This is a genomic window from Allobosea sp. (assembly GCF_048595345.1).
Lineage (GTDB): Bacteria > Pseudomonadota > Alphaproteobacteria > Rhizobiales > Beijerinckiaceae > Allobosea.
The window spans coordinates 1-14,660 of the sequence record NZ_JBMDWH010000179.1; the positions used below are offsets into that span (position 1 = coordinate 1).

Annotated in this window: 13 protein-coding genes; 11 read left to right on the top strand and 2 right to left on the bottom strand. The window is 68.3% G+C overall.

What is annotated here, in order from left to right:
- Window positions 1-192 precede the first annotated feature (192 nt).
- The 6 genes from rplQ (at window position 193) to ACOJTB_RS16240 (ending at window position 6,788) form a co-directional block, all read left to right on the top strand.
- Complete coding sequence (rplQ, locus tag ACOJTB_RS16215) at window positions 193-609, top strand: 50S ribosomal protein L17 (RefSeq protein ID WP_420103560.1); 417 nt, start codon at window positions 193-195, stop codon at window positions 607-609.
- 92 nt (window positions 610-701) lie between these two features.
- Window positions 702-1,742, top strand: coding sequence for a CPBP family intramembrane glutamic endopeptidase (locus ACOJTB_RS16220; protein ID WP_420103561.1), 1,041 nt, complete (start codon window positions 702-704; stop codon window positions 1,740-1,742).
- Between the two features lie 92 nt (window positions 1,743-1,834).
- On the top strand, window positions 1,835-2,266 hold the full coding sequence (locus ACOJTB_RS16225; protein ID WP_420103562.1) for a BLUF domain-containing protein: 432 nt from the start codon (window positions 1,835-1,837) through the stop codon (window positions 2,264-2,266).
- A gap of 65 nt (window positions 2,267-2,331) precedes the next feature.
- A complete protein-coding gene (locus tag ACOJTB_RS16230; RefSeq protein WP_420103563.1) occupies window positions 2,332-3,747 on the top strand; it encodes a DegQ family serine endoprotease in 1,416 nt (471 codons plus the stop codon).
- Window positions 3,744-5,054, top strand: coding sequence for a replication-associated recombination protein A (locus ACOJTB_RS16235; RefSeq protein WP_420103564.1), 1,311 nt, complete (start codon window positions 3,744-3,746; stop codon window positions 5,052-5,054). The genes ACOJTB_RS16230 and ACOJTB_RS16235 overlap by 4 nt, the downstream gene beginning before the upstream one ends.
- A gap of 153 nt (window positions 5,055-5,207) precedes the next feature.
- Window positions 5,208-6,788 (top strand): ABC transporter substrate-binding protein, encoded by a 1,581-nt coding sequence (locus tag ACOJTB_RS16240; RefSeq protein WP_420103565.1) that lies wholly within the window; start codon window positions 5,208-5,210, stop codon window positions 6,786-6,788.
- A 45-nt stretch (window positions 6,789-6,833) separates the two neighbouring features.
- Here the strand turns inward: ACOJTB_RS16240 and ACOJTB_RS16245 are convergent, their stop codons facing one another.
- A complete protein-coding gene (locus ACOJTB_RS16245) occupies window positions 6,834-8,096 on the bottom strand; it encodes a hypothetical protein (protein ID WP_420103566.1) in 1,263 nt (420 codons plus the stop codon).
- Between the two features lie 291 nt (window positions 8,097-8,387).
- On the opposite strand from ACOJTB_RS16245, the gene ACOJTB_RS16250 reads away from it, so the two are divergent.
- From ACOJTB_RS16250 to ACOJTB_RS16260, 3 genes are all read left to right on the top strand, one after another.
- Window positions 8,388-9,707, top strand: coding sequence for an RluA family pseudouridine synthase (locus ACOJTB_RS16250; protein ID WP_420103567.1), 1,320 nt, complete (start codon window positions 8,388-8,390; stop codon window positions 9,705-9,707).
- A 105-nt stretch (window positions 9,708-9,812) separates the two neighbouring features.
- Window positions 9,813-10,313, top strand: a complete 501-nt coding sequence (locus ACOJTB_RS16255) for a hypothetical protein (protein ID WP_420103568.1) — start codon at window positions 9,813-9,815, stop codon at window positions 10,311-10,313.
- Window positions 10,314-10,399: 86 nt separating this feature from the next.
- The gene (locus ACOJTB_RS16260) at window positions 10,400-11,071 is read left to right on the top strand and encodes an HAD family hydrolase (RefSeq protein ID WP_420103569.1); all 672 of its coding nucleotides are present in this window, start codon (window positions 10,400-10,402) and stop codon (window positions 11,069-11,071) included.
- Window positions 11,072-11,195: 124 nt separating this feature from the next.
- Here the strand turns inward: ACOJTB_RS16260 and ACOJTB_RS16265 are convergent, their stop codons facing one another.
- Complete coding sequence (locus tag ACOJTB_RS16265; RefSeq protein ID WP_420103570.1) at window positions 11,196-12,425, bottom strand: MFS transporter; 1,230 nt, start codon at window positions 12,423-12,425, stop codon at window positions 11,196-11,198.
- A 287-nt stretch (window positions 12,426-12,712) separates the two neighbouring features.
- Here ACOJTB_RS16265 and ACOJTB_RS16270 point away from each other — a divergent pair, with 287 nt between their 5' ends.
- Both ACOJTB_RS16270 and ACOJTB_RS16275 read left to right on the top strand, forming a co-directional pair.
- Window positions 12,713-13,150: a hypothetical protein gene (locus tag ACOJTB_RS16270; protein WP_420103571.1), complete on the top strand. Its 438-nt coding sequence runs from the start codon at window positions 12,713-12,715 to the stop codon at window positions 13,148-13,150.
- Window positions 13,151-13,282: 132 nt separating this feature from the next.
- The coding region (locus ACOJTB_RS16275; protein ID WP_420103572.1) for an acetyl-CoA carboxylase biotin carboxylase subunit at window positions 13,283-14,660 on the top strand (1,378 nt) is incomplete at its 3' end.

Here is a 14,660-nt window from a genome sequence, read left to right on the forward strand (position 1 = left end):
CTGCATCTGGGCATGGACGTCCAGGGCTGGCCGCCGGAGAACATCGAAGAGCTCGCGAAGCGCTTCGAGGAGCATTACTGAGTTTGACGGAGCGGGAGGCATCCCGCTCCAACCCCGCCCGGCTCGTTCGAGCCGGAGCATAACGACCGGTCGTACCGTGGCACGGCGACCGGAGAACCCCAGGAGAGCCAAATGCGTCACGGATTTCGCGGTCGCCGTTTCAACCGCTCGGCCGAGCATCGCCAGGCGATGTTCGCCAACATGGCCCAGGCCCTGATCAAGCACGAGCAGATCACCACCACCCTGCCGAAGGCCAAGGATCTGCGTCCGGTCGTCGAGAAGCTGGTCACGCTCGGCAAGCGCGGCGACCTGCATGCCCGCCGCCAGGCGATCTCGCAGATCAAGGACGTCGCCCTCGTCGGCAAGCTCTTCGCGGTCCTCGGCCCGCGCTACAAGGAGCGCAATGGCGGCTATCTGCGCATCATGAAGGCGGGCTTCCGCTTCGGCGACAACGCCCCGCTGGCGATCATCGAGTTCGTTGATCGCGACGTGGATGCCAAGGGGCAGGATTCCGGCCCGGTGTTCAGCGCCGAGGACGAGGCGGCCTGAGGGCGCCCGGTTCAGGCGAGAGTTCGAGAAGGGCGGTCCCGCGGGGCCGCCCTTTTTCGTGCAGCGGCCGGTGTGGCTGTCGGGAGCGGGCGATGGAGCAGATCGAGCGCGATAGCCGGCGCGGGCTGGGGCGGTTCAATGCCTATGTGGCACCCGCCCGGAACGGGAAGGCGACGCTTTGGCGCCTCGCGCTCGGTCTGGTGCTCGTTGCCGCTGTCTGGCTCGTCGGCACTCTTGGCATTGTCGTGGTGGGAGCGGGGGGCGTCGTGCTTCGCGAAGGGCTCGACGGCAACAGCCTGGACGCGATCGCCGATCGGAACGATGGGGAGTGGCTGTTCCGGTCCCCCTCCGGCACCTGCCTCGTCCTGGGGTCTTTCGTGGCGATGTGGGCGGGTGTCTGGCTCGCGCTGCGGGTGCTGCATGGACGATCGACCGGGTCGGCTCTGGGCGCCGAGCGCCGGCTGGATCGGGCTGATTTCGGCCGCGCGGCGGTTGCTGCCTTCGCGCTCGGCGTTGTCCATATCCCGGTTGTGTGGCTGATCGAGCCGACGCTGATCCGCGGCCAGATCAGCCTGCTCGGCTGGCTGCTGGCCCTTTTGCCGGTGATCGCGTTTTGCTTCGTCCAGACATCGGCCGAGGAGGTTCTGTTCCGTGGCTATCTTCAGCAGCAATTGGCGGCACGCTTCGCAACGCCGGCCGTTTGGCTCGGGTTTCCAACGGTCCTGTTCACCTTGCTGCATTGGGACGTCGACGCATCCCGAGCGATGAATCTGGCGGTCGTCGCCGAGATCGGCGCATTCGCCTTGGCTGCAAGCTATCTCGTTGTCAGGACTGGCAATCTGGGCGCGGCGATGGGCGTGCATTTCGGCCACAACATCACGGGCTTCCTGTTTTTTTCATCCGAGCCGCTTGTCAGCGGTGCCAGCCTCTTTCACGGTCGCCCGGTCGCCGATGCGGACTGGGCTCCGGAGCAGGCGCTGATGCTGGGGTTGACCGGCATGGGGGCGGTGCTCGTCGTGCAATGGCTGCTGCTTCACCACGCTTCGCCGCTGCGCCTGCCGTCCCTGTCGCGGCCCGTGGGTGAGGATGGCGGCCTCTTGCCCGACCTCGGCGAGCCGCGCCGGGAACACTGAAACCGGGCCCTGATCGACCGCGACTTAGCATTTGATATGGCGAGGCCTTCGGTGCCTCGCTTAAGGGAAGGGGCACTCGAGCCGGCACGCCGATGATCAAACAGACCTGCTATCGCAGCCTCAGCAATTCCGGTCCGGATATGCGGGTTCTGGCGATGTTTCGCGATATTCTCGCCGTTTCCGAGCGCAACAATTCGGCGCGCGGGATCACCGGGTATCTGCTGTTCGATCGGCATGTCTTCGCGCAGGTGCTGGAAGGCGAGGCCGGCGCGGTCGATGCGGCGTTCTCGCGCATCAGGGCCGACCGGCGTCACAGCGAGGTCACGTTGCTGGGCAGCCGTGAGCGGCGCGACAGGCAGTTCGCCAAATGGTCGATGGGCGGGGCGACGATCGGCGCGCTGGGGGATCGCGAAATCCTGCTTCGGCACGGGCTTGAAGCCGAAGGCTGGCAGCGCAAGCTCGACGCTCCGGGTCTGATCGCGGTGGCATTGGACTTCGCCGCAAGGCATCTGCCGCGGCGCTGATCGACTGGTCAAAGCCGGGAGCCTCACCTATCTCTTCGGCGACTCGCATGTCCGGAGAGACGTCCATGGCCATCCGCCGCCCGCTTGCCGCCGTTCTGCTCGCAGCATCTGTCTGCGCGCTGCCGGCGGCTGCCCAGACGCCCGCCCGACAGGTGCCCGAGAGCCGCGAGCAGGTCACGCTTTCCTTCTCGCCGCTGGTCAAGCGCACCGCGCCGGCTGTCGTGAACGTCTATGGCGCGCGGGTCGAGAAGCGCCCGCAGAACCCGTTCATGGACGATCCCTTCTTCCGCCGCTTCTTCGGCGATCGCGGTTTCGGCGTGGAGCGCGAGCGCGTGCAGCGATCCTTGGGCTCGGGCGTCGTGGTCGATGCGGCGGCGGGGCTGGTCGTCACCAACAACCACGTCATCGAGAATATGAGCGAGGTGAAGGTCGCCTTCGCCGACAAGCGCGAGGTGGAGGCGACGATCCTGCTGCGCGATCCGCGCAGCGATCTGGCGGTCCTCAAGCTCGCGGATAACAGGAACCTCGCGGCCATCGACCTCGCCGATACCGACGAGCTGGAAGTCGGCGATATCGTTCTGGCGATGGGCACTCCCTTCGGCGTCGGCCAGACGGTGACGCAGGGCATCGTCTCGGCTCTGGCGCGCACGCAGATCGGCGTCGGCGATGCGCAGTCCTTCATCCAGACCGATGCGGCGATCAACCCGGGCAATTCGGGCGGCGCGCTGATCGACATGAAGGGGCGGGTCGTCGGGATCAATACCGCGATCTATTCGCGCTCCGGTGGCAGCGTGGGCATCGGCTTCGCCATTCCCTCCTCTATGGTTCGGCTTGTGGTGGACAGCGCCAGGGCAGGCGCCAAGACCGTGCGCCGGCCCTGGTTCGGGGCCAGGCTGCAGGCGCTGACGGCCGATGTCGCCGACGGGCTCGGGCTCGACCGGCCGGCCGGCTCCGTCGTCGCCAGCGTCGTCGAGAAGGGGCCTGCCGATCAGGCAGGTCTGCGCCGCTCGGATGTGATCCTGGCGGTCGACGGCGTGTCGGCGGACGATCCCGAGGCGTTCGGCTATCGCTTCGCGACGCGGCCGATCGGCGGCACCACGATGCTGACGGTGCTGCGCGGCGGCAAGCGCATCTCGGTGCCCGTAAAGCTCGTCGCCGCCCCCGAGACGCGCCCGCGCGAGGCGGTCAAGCTGACCAGCCGCTCGCCGCTGGCTGGGCTCACTGTGGCGAATCTCTCGCCCGCGCTGGCCGAAGAGCTGTCGGTCGAGACCGGCAATGAGGGCGTGATCGTCGCCGAGATCGAGGAAGGCAGCACTGCGGCGCAGGTCGGTTTCCAGAAGGGAGACCTCATCCTCGCACTCAACGGAGAGAAGATGAAGAGCTCTCGCGAGGTGGAGACGGCCCTCAAGGACAGGCGGCGTGCCTGGGAGGTGACGATCTCGCGCGGCGGGCAGACCATCACCTCGGTCTTCCCCGGGTGAGTGATCTGTTCTCCGCCTCGGGGCTCGACAAGTCAGGCCCGCGCCCGCTGGCCGACCGGCTGCGGCCGACGACGCTGGCGGAGGTGGCCGGCCAGGAGCACCTGACCGGCCCCGACGGGGCGCTGACCCGGCTCGTGGCCTCCGGCACGCTCGGCAGCCTGATCTTCTGGGGCCCGCCCGGAACGGGCAAGACCACCGTGGCGCGGCTGCTGGCGGGCCAGGTCGATCTCGGCTTCGAGCAGATCAGCGCGATCTTCTCCGGGGTCGCCGATCTGAAGAAGGTGTTCGAGGCGGCGCGGGGTCGCAGGCTCGGCGGCAAGGGCACTCTGCTCTTCGTCGACGAGATCCACCGCTTCAACCGCGCACAGCTCGACGCCTTCCTGCCCGTGATGGAGGACGGCACGATCACGCTGATCGGCGCCACGACCGAAAACCCGTCCTTCGCGCTCAATGCCGCGCTGCTCTCGCGGGCGCGGGTGCTGACGTTCAAGGCGCTGGACGAAGGATCGCTGCTCTTCCTGCTCGGCCGGGCCGAGGTGCTGGAGAACCGGGAACTGCCGCTGACGCCCGAGGCGAGGCTGGCGCTGGCGCGCTTCGCCGATGGCGACGGGCGGGCGGTGCTGACGCTGGCGGAGGAGATCTGGCGGGCCGCCAAGCCGGGCGAGATGCTCGACGAGCACGGCCTGTCCGAGGTGATCCAGCGGCGTGCGCCGATCTACGACAAGGCGCAGGACGGCCACTACAACCTGATCTCCGCGCTTCACAAGACGATCCGCGGCTCCGACCCCGATGCTGCGCTCTATTACTTCGCCCGCATGCTCGATGCCGGCGAGGATCCGCGCTTCCTCGCCCGCAGGCTGGTGCGGATGGCGGTGGAGGATATCGGGCTCGCCGATCCGCAGGCGCTGATCCATGCCCGGGCCGCAGCCGAAACCTATGAGCAGCTCGGCACGCCGGAGGGCGAGCTCGCCCTCGCCAATTGCGTCATCTATCTCGCTACCGCGCCCAAATCGAACGCTGCCTACAAGGCCTACAAGGCCGCGGTCCGGGTCGCCAAGGAGCGCGGCTCGCTGATGCCGCCCAAGACCATCCTCAACGCGCCGACGCGGCTGATGAAGGAGGAGGGCTACGGCGCCGATTACGCCTACGACCATGACCAGCCGGAAGCCTTTTCCGGCCAGAACTACTGGCCGGATGTGCTCGGCCGGCAGCGCTTCTACGACCCGCCGGAGCGAGGCTTCGAGCGCGAGATCCGCAAGCGGCTGGAGTATTGGGAGAAGCTTAGGCTGGAGCGCGGCGAGGGCTGAGCCGCGCCGCCGCATGCCCCTTGCGCCCCTTCGGGCGGACGCTCCGGCTGCACCGATCACGATCGCGCTGCTCCTTCCGCCCGGTCCCTCTGCTGGCGCGGCTCTTGCTCCTCTGCCGAGTGGCCGTGCAGGATCGCCGGCGAGGAGAACGACATGGACAGACGCCAATTTCTCGCAGCGTCCGCAGCCGCTTTGCTGCCGATGCCCCGGATCGCGCAGGCGCAGGATGCCAGGACGCTGCGCTTCGTGCCTTACTCCGATGTCGCGATCATCGATCCGATCTGGACCACGGGGTATTCCACCCGCACCCATGCTCTGTTGGTCTGGGATACGCTCTACGGCCTCGACGAAGCGCTCCAGCCGCAGCCGCAAATGGTCGAGGGGCACGTCGTCGAAGATGAGGGCAGGCGCTGGACGCTGACGCTGAGGCCAGGCCTCGTCTTCCATGACGGCAGCAAGGTTCTGGCACGCGATGCGGTGGCTTCCATCAAGCGCTGGGGCGCCCGCGACACCTTCGGCCAGGCGCTGATGGCGGCGACCGACGAGCTCACCGCGACGGACGACCGGACCATCGTCTTCCGGCTCAGCAGGCCGTTTCCGAATCTGCCGGCTGCGCTGGCGCGGCCGAGCGCGCTCGTCGCGGCGATCATGCCCGAGCATCTGGCGCAGACCGACCCGTTCAAGCAGATCCCGGAGGCGATCGGCTCCGGCCCGTTCCGTTATGTCAAGGAGGAGCGGGTTCCCGGTGCCCGCCATGTCTACGCCCGCCATGCCGGTTATGTGCCGCGTTCGGGCGGGACGCCGAGCTTCACGGCCGGCCCGCGCGTCGCCTATCTCGACCGGGTCGAATTCACGGTGATGCCCGACCCCGCCACGGCCGTGAGCGCGCTGCAGGCGGGCGAGGTCGACTGGGTGGAGCAGCCGCTCATCGACATGCTGCCGATCCTGCGGAAGGATCCGAACATCGTCGTCGAGGTCAAGGATCCGTCCGGCATGGCCGGGCAGATCCGTCTCAACCACCTCCAGGCCCCGTTCAACAACCCGGCGATCCGCCGCGTCATCCTGAAGGCTCTCGATCAGACCGCCTGCATGGATGCGGTCTGCGGCGGGGATCCCGCGGTGCGGCGCGCGACCATGGGATTCTTCCCCGCCGGATCGGCGATGGCCTCGGAGGAGGGCCTCGCCGCCCTGAAGGCGCCGAAGGATTATGCCGCGCTGAAGCGCGAGCTGGCGGAAGCCGGGTACAAGGGCGAGCGGATCGTGTTTCTGTCCGGACAGGACGTGCCGCGCATTTCGCAGGTGGCTGAGGTGGGGGCCGACATGCTCCGCAAGCTCGGCGCGAACGTCGATTTCGTCGCCGCCGATTGGGGCACGGTGCTGCAGCGGATCACCAAGCGCGACCCCGTCGAGGCTGGTGGGTGGAGCTGCTATGTCACCTATTGGTCGGGGCTGGACCTCGCCTCGCCGGCGACGAGCTCGCCGCTGCGCGGCAACGGGACCAAGGCGAGCCCCGGCTGGCCGACGAGCCCGGAGATCGAGACGCTGCGGGCACAATGGCTCGAAGCGCCGGACCTCGCCACGCAGAAGGCCATCGCCGCGCGGATCCAGCTTCAGGCGATGCAGGATGTGCCCTTCGTTCCTGCCGGCCAGTATTTCCAGCCGGTGGCCTATCGCAAGGGCCTGACCGGCATGCTGAGCGGCGTCCCGGTCTTCACCAATCTGCGCAAGGGCTGAGGTTGGCGCCGGTCGCGTCGGCACGCGGGGGGAGCCGGCTCCCCGTCAGAACGCCCGCTCGATGAAGAGCTGGGCCGAGAGCAGCCGGCCGCCGATCGTGGCCGGAATGGCGCGGCTGCGGAAGGCGGCCTCGGTATAGGCCAGCGAGCCCTCGATGCCTGCCCGGAAGCCCTCCACCGGGGACCAGACCAGATTCGTGCTCAGCCGGTCGATGCGCAGCTTGGCGCGGCTGGCATCGGCCAGCGGCACCGCGATCTGGTAGCGGCTGACATAGAGATTGCTGGCCAGCGTGTCGGTCCATTCGCGTTTGGCGGCCACGACCGTGGAGAAACCGCGCGAGGAATCGGCCGGGGTGAGCACCTGCCGGACGATCGTCGTATCCAGCGAAGAGCCGATATAGGCGGCGGCATCGACTGCTGCCGCGATCTGCGCGGTGATTTCGCCCGACCCGCCGAAGGCCTTGAGCTTGTAGGTGGCGCCGAGGATGCCGGCGCGGCCGAGCCTCGCCGTCCCGCCCGGCACATCGCGCAGGGCGCCTGCCAGATGCAAGGTGAGATCGCCTTGGGTGTAGAGCAGGCGGGCGACGCCGTCCGGCACGCGGCCGCGGCTCAGCGGGATGCTGGTGGTGGTCGCGGCCGTGGGGTCCTCGGCCGCCAGAGCGAGAGTCCAGCGTTCGGTGAGATCGCGCTCCCAGGCGATCAGCCCGACATTGCGGCCGGGCGAGCGGGCGCTGAAGGCGAAGTCCTCGCCGGTCCAGAAGCTGAAGCGCGAGCCGGCGAGGCCGAACAGCATGGGGCCGACCGCGACCGTCGCCTCCTCAATCGTCGCGCTGTCGGGCTGGCCCGCGGCAGGGGCGGTGGACACCTCGAAGGCGGTGCCGATCCACAGGCCCGAGGGCAGCGTCTGGCTCGTCGCGATCCGCAGATTGGCGGTGGTCGGCCAGGAGAAGGCGGGGCGCGGGGCGGCATCGCCCGCCTTGGGCACGCGGTAGCTGTCGAATTGCAGCCCGGCCGTGACCGTACCCGAGATGGCGAGGCAGGTGTCGGAGCCGGGGACGATCAGCCCGGGGACCGAATCCTCGCCCTCGCCCTCGTCCTCATCGTCCTCGCCGTCGTCCGGCCCGTCATCGGCCTCGTCGTCGTCGGATCCGGCCTTGGCGGTCGAATCCGGGATGGCGGTGCTCCAGATCGGCCCGAGATCGGGAGGTGTGATCGCACAGCTGCGCGCGAATTCCGGTGCTTTCGCCCTTCGCGGGACGGGGCCCGCAAAAGCCGCGCCTTCGCCCATGGCGAACAGCACGGCGAGCATTGCGGCGAACAGCCTTGCCCGATCGGTTGCGATGGCTCGCGCCGTCCGCCTCATGCCCTTCGGTCGCCCCCGGCCGATGTCCTTGCTCTGCGGCTTACATCTTTCAGCCTGGGCGCGCCGCCGCAAGGGGTGGAAATCGTTTGTGCGGGCGCTGTGCGCTGGGTATTGCAAAGCCATGATGTCAAGCTTTTCTCCTTCTTCGGCCGCTTCGCGTCGCGGTCCGGCGCTGCGTGGCGCGCCGGCATGGCCGCGCCGCGCCGTTCTGTCCCTTCCCATGGGGGAGCGCGCACGATGAGGACGGGTGGCAAAGGTCCCGGGGGCAGGGGCCCCGGCAAGAGCGCAGGCGCGGGCGATCGTGCCGGCGCGCCGCGCGGCAAGCGCCCCAGCCATGACGCCCGCCGCGCGGCGCGCGCCGCGACCCGTCCGCGCCCCGATGCGGATGAGCGGGATGTGCGCGCGCCGGCCCGCTCGCGGGCCGCGGTCGATGCGGGCTCGCCCAAGGCCGCGACGCGCAAGATGCCCATCCGCAAGGCCGATGCGCCCAAGCCGGCCGCGGCCGAGGCGCCCCGGCGCACTCGCGCCGAGGCGAAGGCCGAAGCCTCGCAGGTGCTCGCCACTGGCGTGCAGCAGCTCGTCGTCAGCGCCGACGAGAACGAGATGCGCATCGACCGCTTCCTCGAAAGCCGGTTCCCGCAGCTCTCCTTCAGCCATATCCAGCGCATCGTCCGGAAGGGCGAGCTGCGTGTCGACGGCAAGCGCGCCGACAGCAAGGACCGGCTCGCCGAGGGCCAGACCGTCCGCATTCCACCGCTGAAGCTGGAGCAGCAGGCGGAGCGGCCGCGCTCTGCCAAGGCGGACGCGGACACGATCGGCTTCCTGCGTTCGATCACCCTCTATGAGGATGACGACGTGATGGTGCTCAACAAGCCGGCCGGCCTCGCCGTGCAGGGCGGTTCGGGCACCACCAGGCATGTCGACCAGATGCTGTCCGCACTGACCGACAAGGACGGACAGAAGCCGCGCCTCGTCCACCGGCTGGACAAGGACACGGCGGGCTGCCTCGTCATCGCCAAATCGCGCTTCGCGGCCGCGACGCTCGCCAAGACCTTCCGCTCCCGCGCGGCGCGCAAGGTCTATTGGGCGCTCGTGGTCGGCGTGCCACGGGTGAAGCAGGGCCGCATCTCGACCTATCTGGCGCGCGAGGAAGCCTATGACGGCGACCAGCGCATGGCCGTCGCCCAGCATGGCGAGGATGGGGCGATGCATGCGGTGACCTACTACGCGGTGGTGGAAACGGCGGCGCAGAAGCTGGCCTGGCTCTCGCTGAAGCCGGTGACCGGCCGCACCCACCAGCTGCGCGCCCACACCACCCATATCGGCCACCCGATCGTCGGCGATCCGAAATATTTCAACATCCAGAACTGGGAACTGCCCGGCGGCATCCAGAACAAGCTGCATCTGCTGGCGCGGCGCATCGTCGTGCCGCATCCGCGCGGCAAGGGCACGATCGACGTCTCGGCGCCGCTGCCGCCGCATATGCGCCAGAGCTGGAACCTGCTCGGCTTCGACGATGCGCCCTACGACCCGATCGTCGAGGCACCTGACGAATAAGGGGGACGGGACCGGAACATTTTCCTGCCGCTGCGGAAAGAGAACACTTGCGGAACAAACAGAAGTTTGTTCTAATCATGTTCTCTTTTGGGCACGGAGGTTTCCATGCGGATCTGGGTTCTCGCGATCATCGCTTGTTTCGGTTTTTCCGGTTTGGCGCGGGCGCAGGAAGCGTCGGCGGGCTCCGCATCCGCGCCAGCACGCGGCGCCGTCGCGGTTGCCGATCCGATTCCGCGCGCCGAGCGGACCAAGGCCCGGCAGGATTGCCTGGCCGAGCATGTCGCGCTGTCGGGCGATGATCTTCGTGCCGCCATGCGGCTGTGCATGGAAGGCAAGTTTCCCGGTGTGCAGCTCTATGCCAAGGACGGGCTGACGCGGGACGGCAAGCCGACGGCGGCGAGCGCGCGCAAGGCCTGCAAGGACGAGATCGATGGGCGCGGCGTGCAGGGCTCGGAGCGCGTCGCGGCGCTGACCGCCTGCTTCAACGGCAAGCGGCCGGATCTGGCGCAGCGGGCCGAATGTCGCAAGGAGGCGCGTTCCAAGGGTCTCGACGGGGCCGATCTGCGCAAGGCGGTCGATGCCTGCGCCCGCGAGGGCAGGGGCTGAGCCGGCGGCCTTCGAAGGCGAAACGGGACGACGCCATGCCGCCAAGGCGGTGGCGGTGCCGGGCGCTTCGGGCTAAAGCGCCCGGCATGGACCTCGTCATCTTCGACCTCGACGGCACGCTGATCAATTCCGAGGCGATCATCCTCGGTGCGCAATACGTCACCTTCGAGCGCTGCGGCCTGCCGCATCCAGGCCGCGAGGCGGGGCTCGGCATCGTCGGTCTCAGCCTCGATATCGCGCTGGCGCAGCTCGCGGGGCTGGAGCGGCCGGACGACCGGCTGACCGACAAGTATCGCGAGGTGTTCCAGGCGATGCGCCAACAGGCCTTCACGGATCCCGCGCTGGAGGAGCCGCTGTATCCGGGCGTCGCCGAGACGCTGACGCGGCTCAAGGCGGTGTCCGGCGTGAAACTCGCCGTAGCGACCGGCAAGTCGCGCAAGGGGGCGGAATACATCGTGGCTCGGCACGGGTGGAGCGATCTATTCGACGTGATCCAGTCCGCGGACGACGCGCCCTCGAAGCCTCATCCGGGTATGATGCTGAACGCGATGGCGGCGGTCGGCGCCGCGCCGGAGCGCACGGCCATGGTGGGGGACAGCTCCTTCGACATCGAGATGGCGGTCGCGGCCGGCGTGCTGCCCGTGGCGGTGTCCTGGGGCTTTCAGCCCGCCGAGCGTCTGGTGGCGCTGGGGGCCCGGCATGTGCTCGCGCGGATGGACGAATTGCCGTCCGTGCTGGGGCTGCGAGAGGCTGCATAGACGCTCCCGCGTCCGAACGGACGCAGTCACGATTTTCCGAGATGGGGCTGGAGCAGTCGGATTTCGCCCGAAAAGGCGATCCACTTTTTGAGCCGATGCTCTCGTCTCGGCCTGTCCATCCCGCTCAAGCGGGCTGCGGCACCTCGCGCAGCCGCGGCACTGGCGAGCCGGCGATGACGAGAAGCTGAGCCGCAAACCCGGCGAGCGCGACCAGCAGGCAGGCGGGGGCGCCGAAGCGCTGCGCGACGAGCGCGCCGATGGCCGCGCCGATCGGGCGGGCGCCGAAGGTGGCGGTCATGATCAGCGCCGAGACGCGGCCGAGCATGCCGGGAGGCGTTACCGCCTGGCGTAGCGTCATCGTCGTGATCGACCACAGGATCGGGCCGGCGCCGAACAGGAAGAATCCGATACAGACCAGGGCCGGGCTCGGCCAAAGGATCGTCGCTGCGATGACGCAAGCCGCCGACAGGCCGGCGAGGGGGCCGAGCAGGACGGTCTCACCGAATGACAGGCGCGGCGCGAGCAGCGGCGCGCCCATGGCTCCCAGCAGCATGCCCGCACCGTAAATGCCGAGCGATAGTCCGATCTGTCCGGCGTTCATGCCGAGATGCTCGACGGCATAGGCGACATAGATGGCCTGCAGGACGAACCAGGCCGTGTTGAAGAGGATGGCCGTCAGCACCACCGGCCGAAGCAGGTGGTGGCCCGCGACGAAGCGGGCACCCTCCGCGATCTCTCCGGGCAGGCTTCGTCGGCGCTTCATCGGTGCCGCCTCGCGCGGCAGGCCCGCTAGCAGGGCGACGGCGAGCAGAGACAGTACCGTGGCAGCAGCATAGGCTGTCGGCGCCCCGCTCCAACCGACCAAAGCGCCTCCGAGCGCGGGCCCGCCGGCATAGGCGGCGCTGCGGGCCAATTCCAGCCAGCGATTGGCGGGCGCGAGTTGGTCGCGCGGAACGAGGCTCGGCAGCAGCGCCGGTGCGGCGACGCTGTAGACGACGGTGCCGATCGCTCCGGTGAAGCCGAGTACCGCCAAGGCCGGCAGGCTCAATCCTCCGGTGACCAGCAAGAGCAGGATGGCGAGCAGCGACAGCGCGCGCATGGCTTCGGCTCCGACCATCAATCCGCGCCGCGATGCGCGATCGACCGCGACCCCGGCGGGTATGGACAGGAGCAGAAAGGGCAGCGTCTGCGCCGTCTGCAGCCAGCCGGCCTGCGCGGGCCCGGCTCCGAAAGCCAGGACCGCGATCAGGGGAGCTGCGGCCAGCGCGATCTGTTCGGAAAACTGGGCGGCGAGATGGGACCAGCCGATGCGCCGAAAGGCCGGCGGCATGGGGAGGGAGGGGGACGCAGTCATTCGGCTCTCGGCGCTGGCATCGCGATCGTCCGATCAGGCCAGCGGTGGGCCGGGCGATCCACCCGCTTCCTGGCATCGTCGCCTGGCTCGCGGCTGTGATCGAGGGCCGCGCTTCGGGAGCTTTGCGCAGCGCATGGTAACGCCCCCGCAACCACATCGACTCAGCACCGTTTAACCTGAACACACGTTCAGATTTGCACGTTAACCACCTGATGTCTGACCCGGGTTCATGGTGTTTCTACAACAGGGAACACCGGCAAAGAACAACGCCGGACAGAGGTGCGAAGATGATGGCCCATGAGCTGCGTGAATTCGTCGATCGCGTGATGGATCGTCGCGCGATCGACGATGAGGATGTGAAGGTTCTTCAGCGCGACATCTTGAACGACGTTGTTCTGACGCGCGACACCGTCGATGTTCTGGTCGCGCTCGACCGGGCCGTGCCGACGGCCTGCCCGGCTTTCGGAGCGTATCTCGTGGCGCTGGTCGTCGATTTCGCGGTCTGGGAGAACCGCCCGACCGGAGTGATCGATCGCGACAAGGCTCACTGGCTGGTCGCGACCCTCTCGGTCGGCGAGGGCCCGACGCCCATCGCGCAGCGCATCGCCTTCGAGATCGCCCGCGAGGCCGAGCATTGCGACGAGACGCTGCTGGCCTTCGCCTTCGCCAAGGGCGCGGGGAAATCGGTCGTCGCCTCGGCGCAGCGGATGCTGCTGGCGAGCTGAGCCTGCGGCGGGCCTGCGCATTCGCGCACGGCGAAGGATGCGCGCACGCGACTTTCGCATTGGTGGACGCCGGTTGCCGCGTCCCATAAACCCCGGCTATTCCAGATGGATTGCAGCCGGGGATCGCCGCCGATGTTCTCGAAGATCCTGATCGCGAACCGGGGCGAGATCGCCTGCCGCGTCATCAAGACGGCCCGGCGCATGGGCATCAGGACCGTCGCCGTCTATTCCGATGCCGACCGCGACGCGCTGCATGTCGAGATGGCCGACGAGGCGGTGCATATCGGCGCGGCGCCGGCTGCCGAATCCTATCTCCAGATCGAGAAGATCGTCGCCGCCTGCAAGCAGACCGGCGCTGAAGCCGTGCATCCCGGCTATGGCTTCCTCTCCGAGCGCGAGGCCTTCGCCCAGGCGCTGAAGGATAACGGCATCGTCTTCATCGGCCCCAATCCCGGCGCCATCGCCGCGATGGGCGACAAGATCGAATCCAAGAAGGCGGCGGCCGCCGCCAAGGTTTCGACCGTTCCGGGCTTCCTCGGCATCATCGAGAGCCCCGAGCACGCCGTGACGATCGCCGACGAGATCGGCTATCCCGTGATGATCAAGGCCTCGGCCGGCGGCGGCGGCAAGGGCATGCGCATCGCCCATTCTTCGGCCGAGGTGGCGGAGGGCTTCGCGCGCGCCAAGTCGGAGGCGGCATCCTCCTTCGGCGACGACAGGGTCTTCGTCGAGAAGTTCATCGTCGACCCGCGCCATATCGAGATCCAGGTTCTCGGCGACAAGCACGGCAACGTCGTCTATCTCGGCGAGCGCGAATGCTCGATCCAGCGCCGCAACCAGAAGGTTCTGGAGGAGGCGCCCTCGCCGCTGCTCGACGAGGCGACCCGCAGGACGATGGGCGAGCAGGCCGTGGCGCTCGCCAAGGCGGTCAATTACGATTCCGCCGGCACGGTCGAGTTTGTGGCTGGTCAGGACAAGTCCTTCTACTTCCTCGAGATGAACACCCGTCTTCAGGTCGAGCACCCGGTGACCGAGATGGTGACCGGCATCGACCTCGTCGAGCAGATGATCCGCGTGGCCGCAGGTGAAAAACTGCCCTTCAAGCAGTCCGACGTGAAGCTCAACGGTTGGGCTGTGGAAAGCCGCGTCTATGCCGAAGATCCGTTCCGCAACTTCCTGCCCTCCATCGGCCGTTTGGTGAAGTACCGCCCGCCGGCAGAGGGTACTCGTGATGGCGCCACCATCCGCAACGACACCGGCGTCTTCGAGGGCGGCGAGATCTCGATCTATTACGACCCGATGATCGCCAAGCTCGTGACGCATGCGCCGACGCGCGAGGCGGCGATCAAGGCGCAGGCGCGCGCCCTCGACGCCTTCGCCATCGACGGCATCCGCCACAACATCCCCTTCGTATCGGCGCTGATGCATCATCCGCGCTGGATCGAGGGCCACCTCTCGACCGGCTTCATCGCCGAGGAGTTCCCCGAGGGCTTCTCGCTGCCGCAGCCGG

Bases quoted from the DNA above. Each gene is read 5' to 3' on its own strand.
- rplQ (WP_420103560.1), top strand. From the start codon at position 193: ATGCGTCACGGATTTCGCGGTCGCCGTTTCAACCGCTCGGCCGAGCAT.
- ACOJTB_RS16220 (WP_420103561.1), top strand. From the start codon at position 702: ATGGAGCAGATCGAGCGCGATAGCCGGCGCGGGCTGGGGCGGTTCAAT.
- ACOJTB_RS16270 (WP_420103571.1), top strand. From the start codon at position 12,713: ATGATGGCCCATGAGCTGCGTGAATTCGTCGATCGCGTGATGGATCGT.
- ACOJTB_RS16250 (WP_420103567.1), top strand. From the start codon at position 8,388: ATGAGGACGGGTGGCAAAGGTCCCGGGGGCAGGGGCCCCGGCAAGAGC.
- ACOJTB_RS16230 (WP_420103563.1), top strand. From the start codon at position 2,332: ATGGCCATCCGCCGCCCGCTTGCCGCCGTTCTGCTCGCAGCATCTGTC.
- ACOJTB_RS16245 (WP_420103566.1), bottom strand. From the start codon at position 8,096: ATGCTCGCCGTGCTGTTCGCCATGGGCGAAGGCGCGGCTTTTGCGGGC.
- ACOJTB_RS16260 (WP_420103569.1), top strand. From the start codon at position 10,400: ATGGACCTCGTCATCTTCGACCTCGACGGCACGCTGATCAATTCCGAG.
- ACOJTB_RS16240 (WP_420103565.1), top strand. From the start codon at position 5,208: ATGGACAGACGCCAATTTCTCGCAGCGTCCGCAGCCGCTTTGCTGCCG.
- ACOJTB_RS16265 (WP_420103570.1), bottom strand. From the start codon at position 12,425: ATGACTGCGTCCCCCTCCCTCCCCATGCCGCCGGCCTTTCGGCGCATC.
- ACOJTB_RS16255 (WP_420103568.1), top strand. From the start codon at position 9,813: ATGCGGATCTGGGTTCTCGCGATCATCGCTTGTTTCGGTTTTTCCGGT.
- ACOJTB_RS16225 (WP_420103562.1), top strand. From the start codon at position 1,835: ATGATCAAACAGACCTGCTATCGCAGCCTCAGCAATTCCGGTCCGGAT.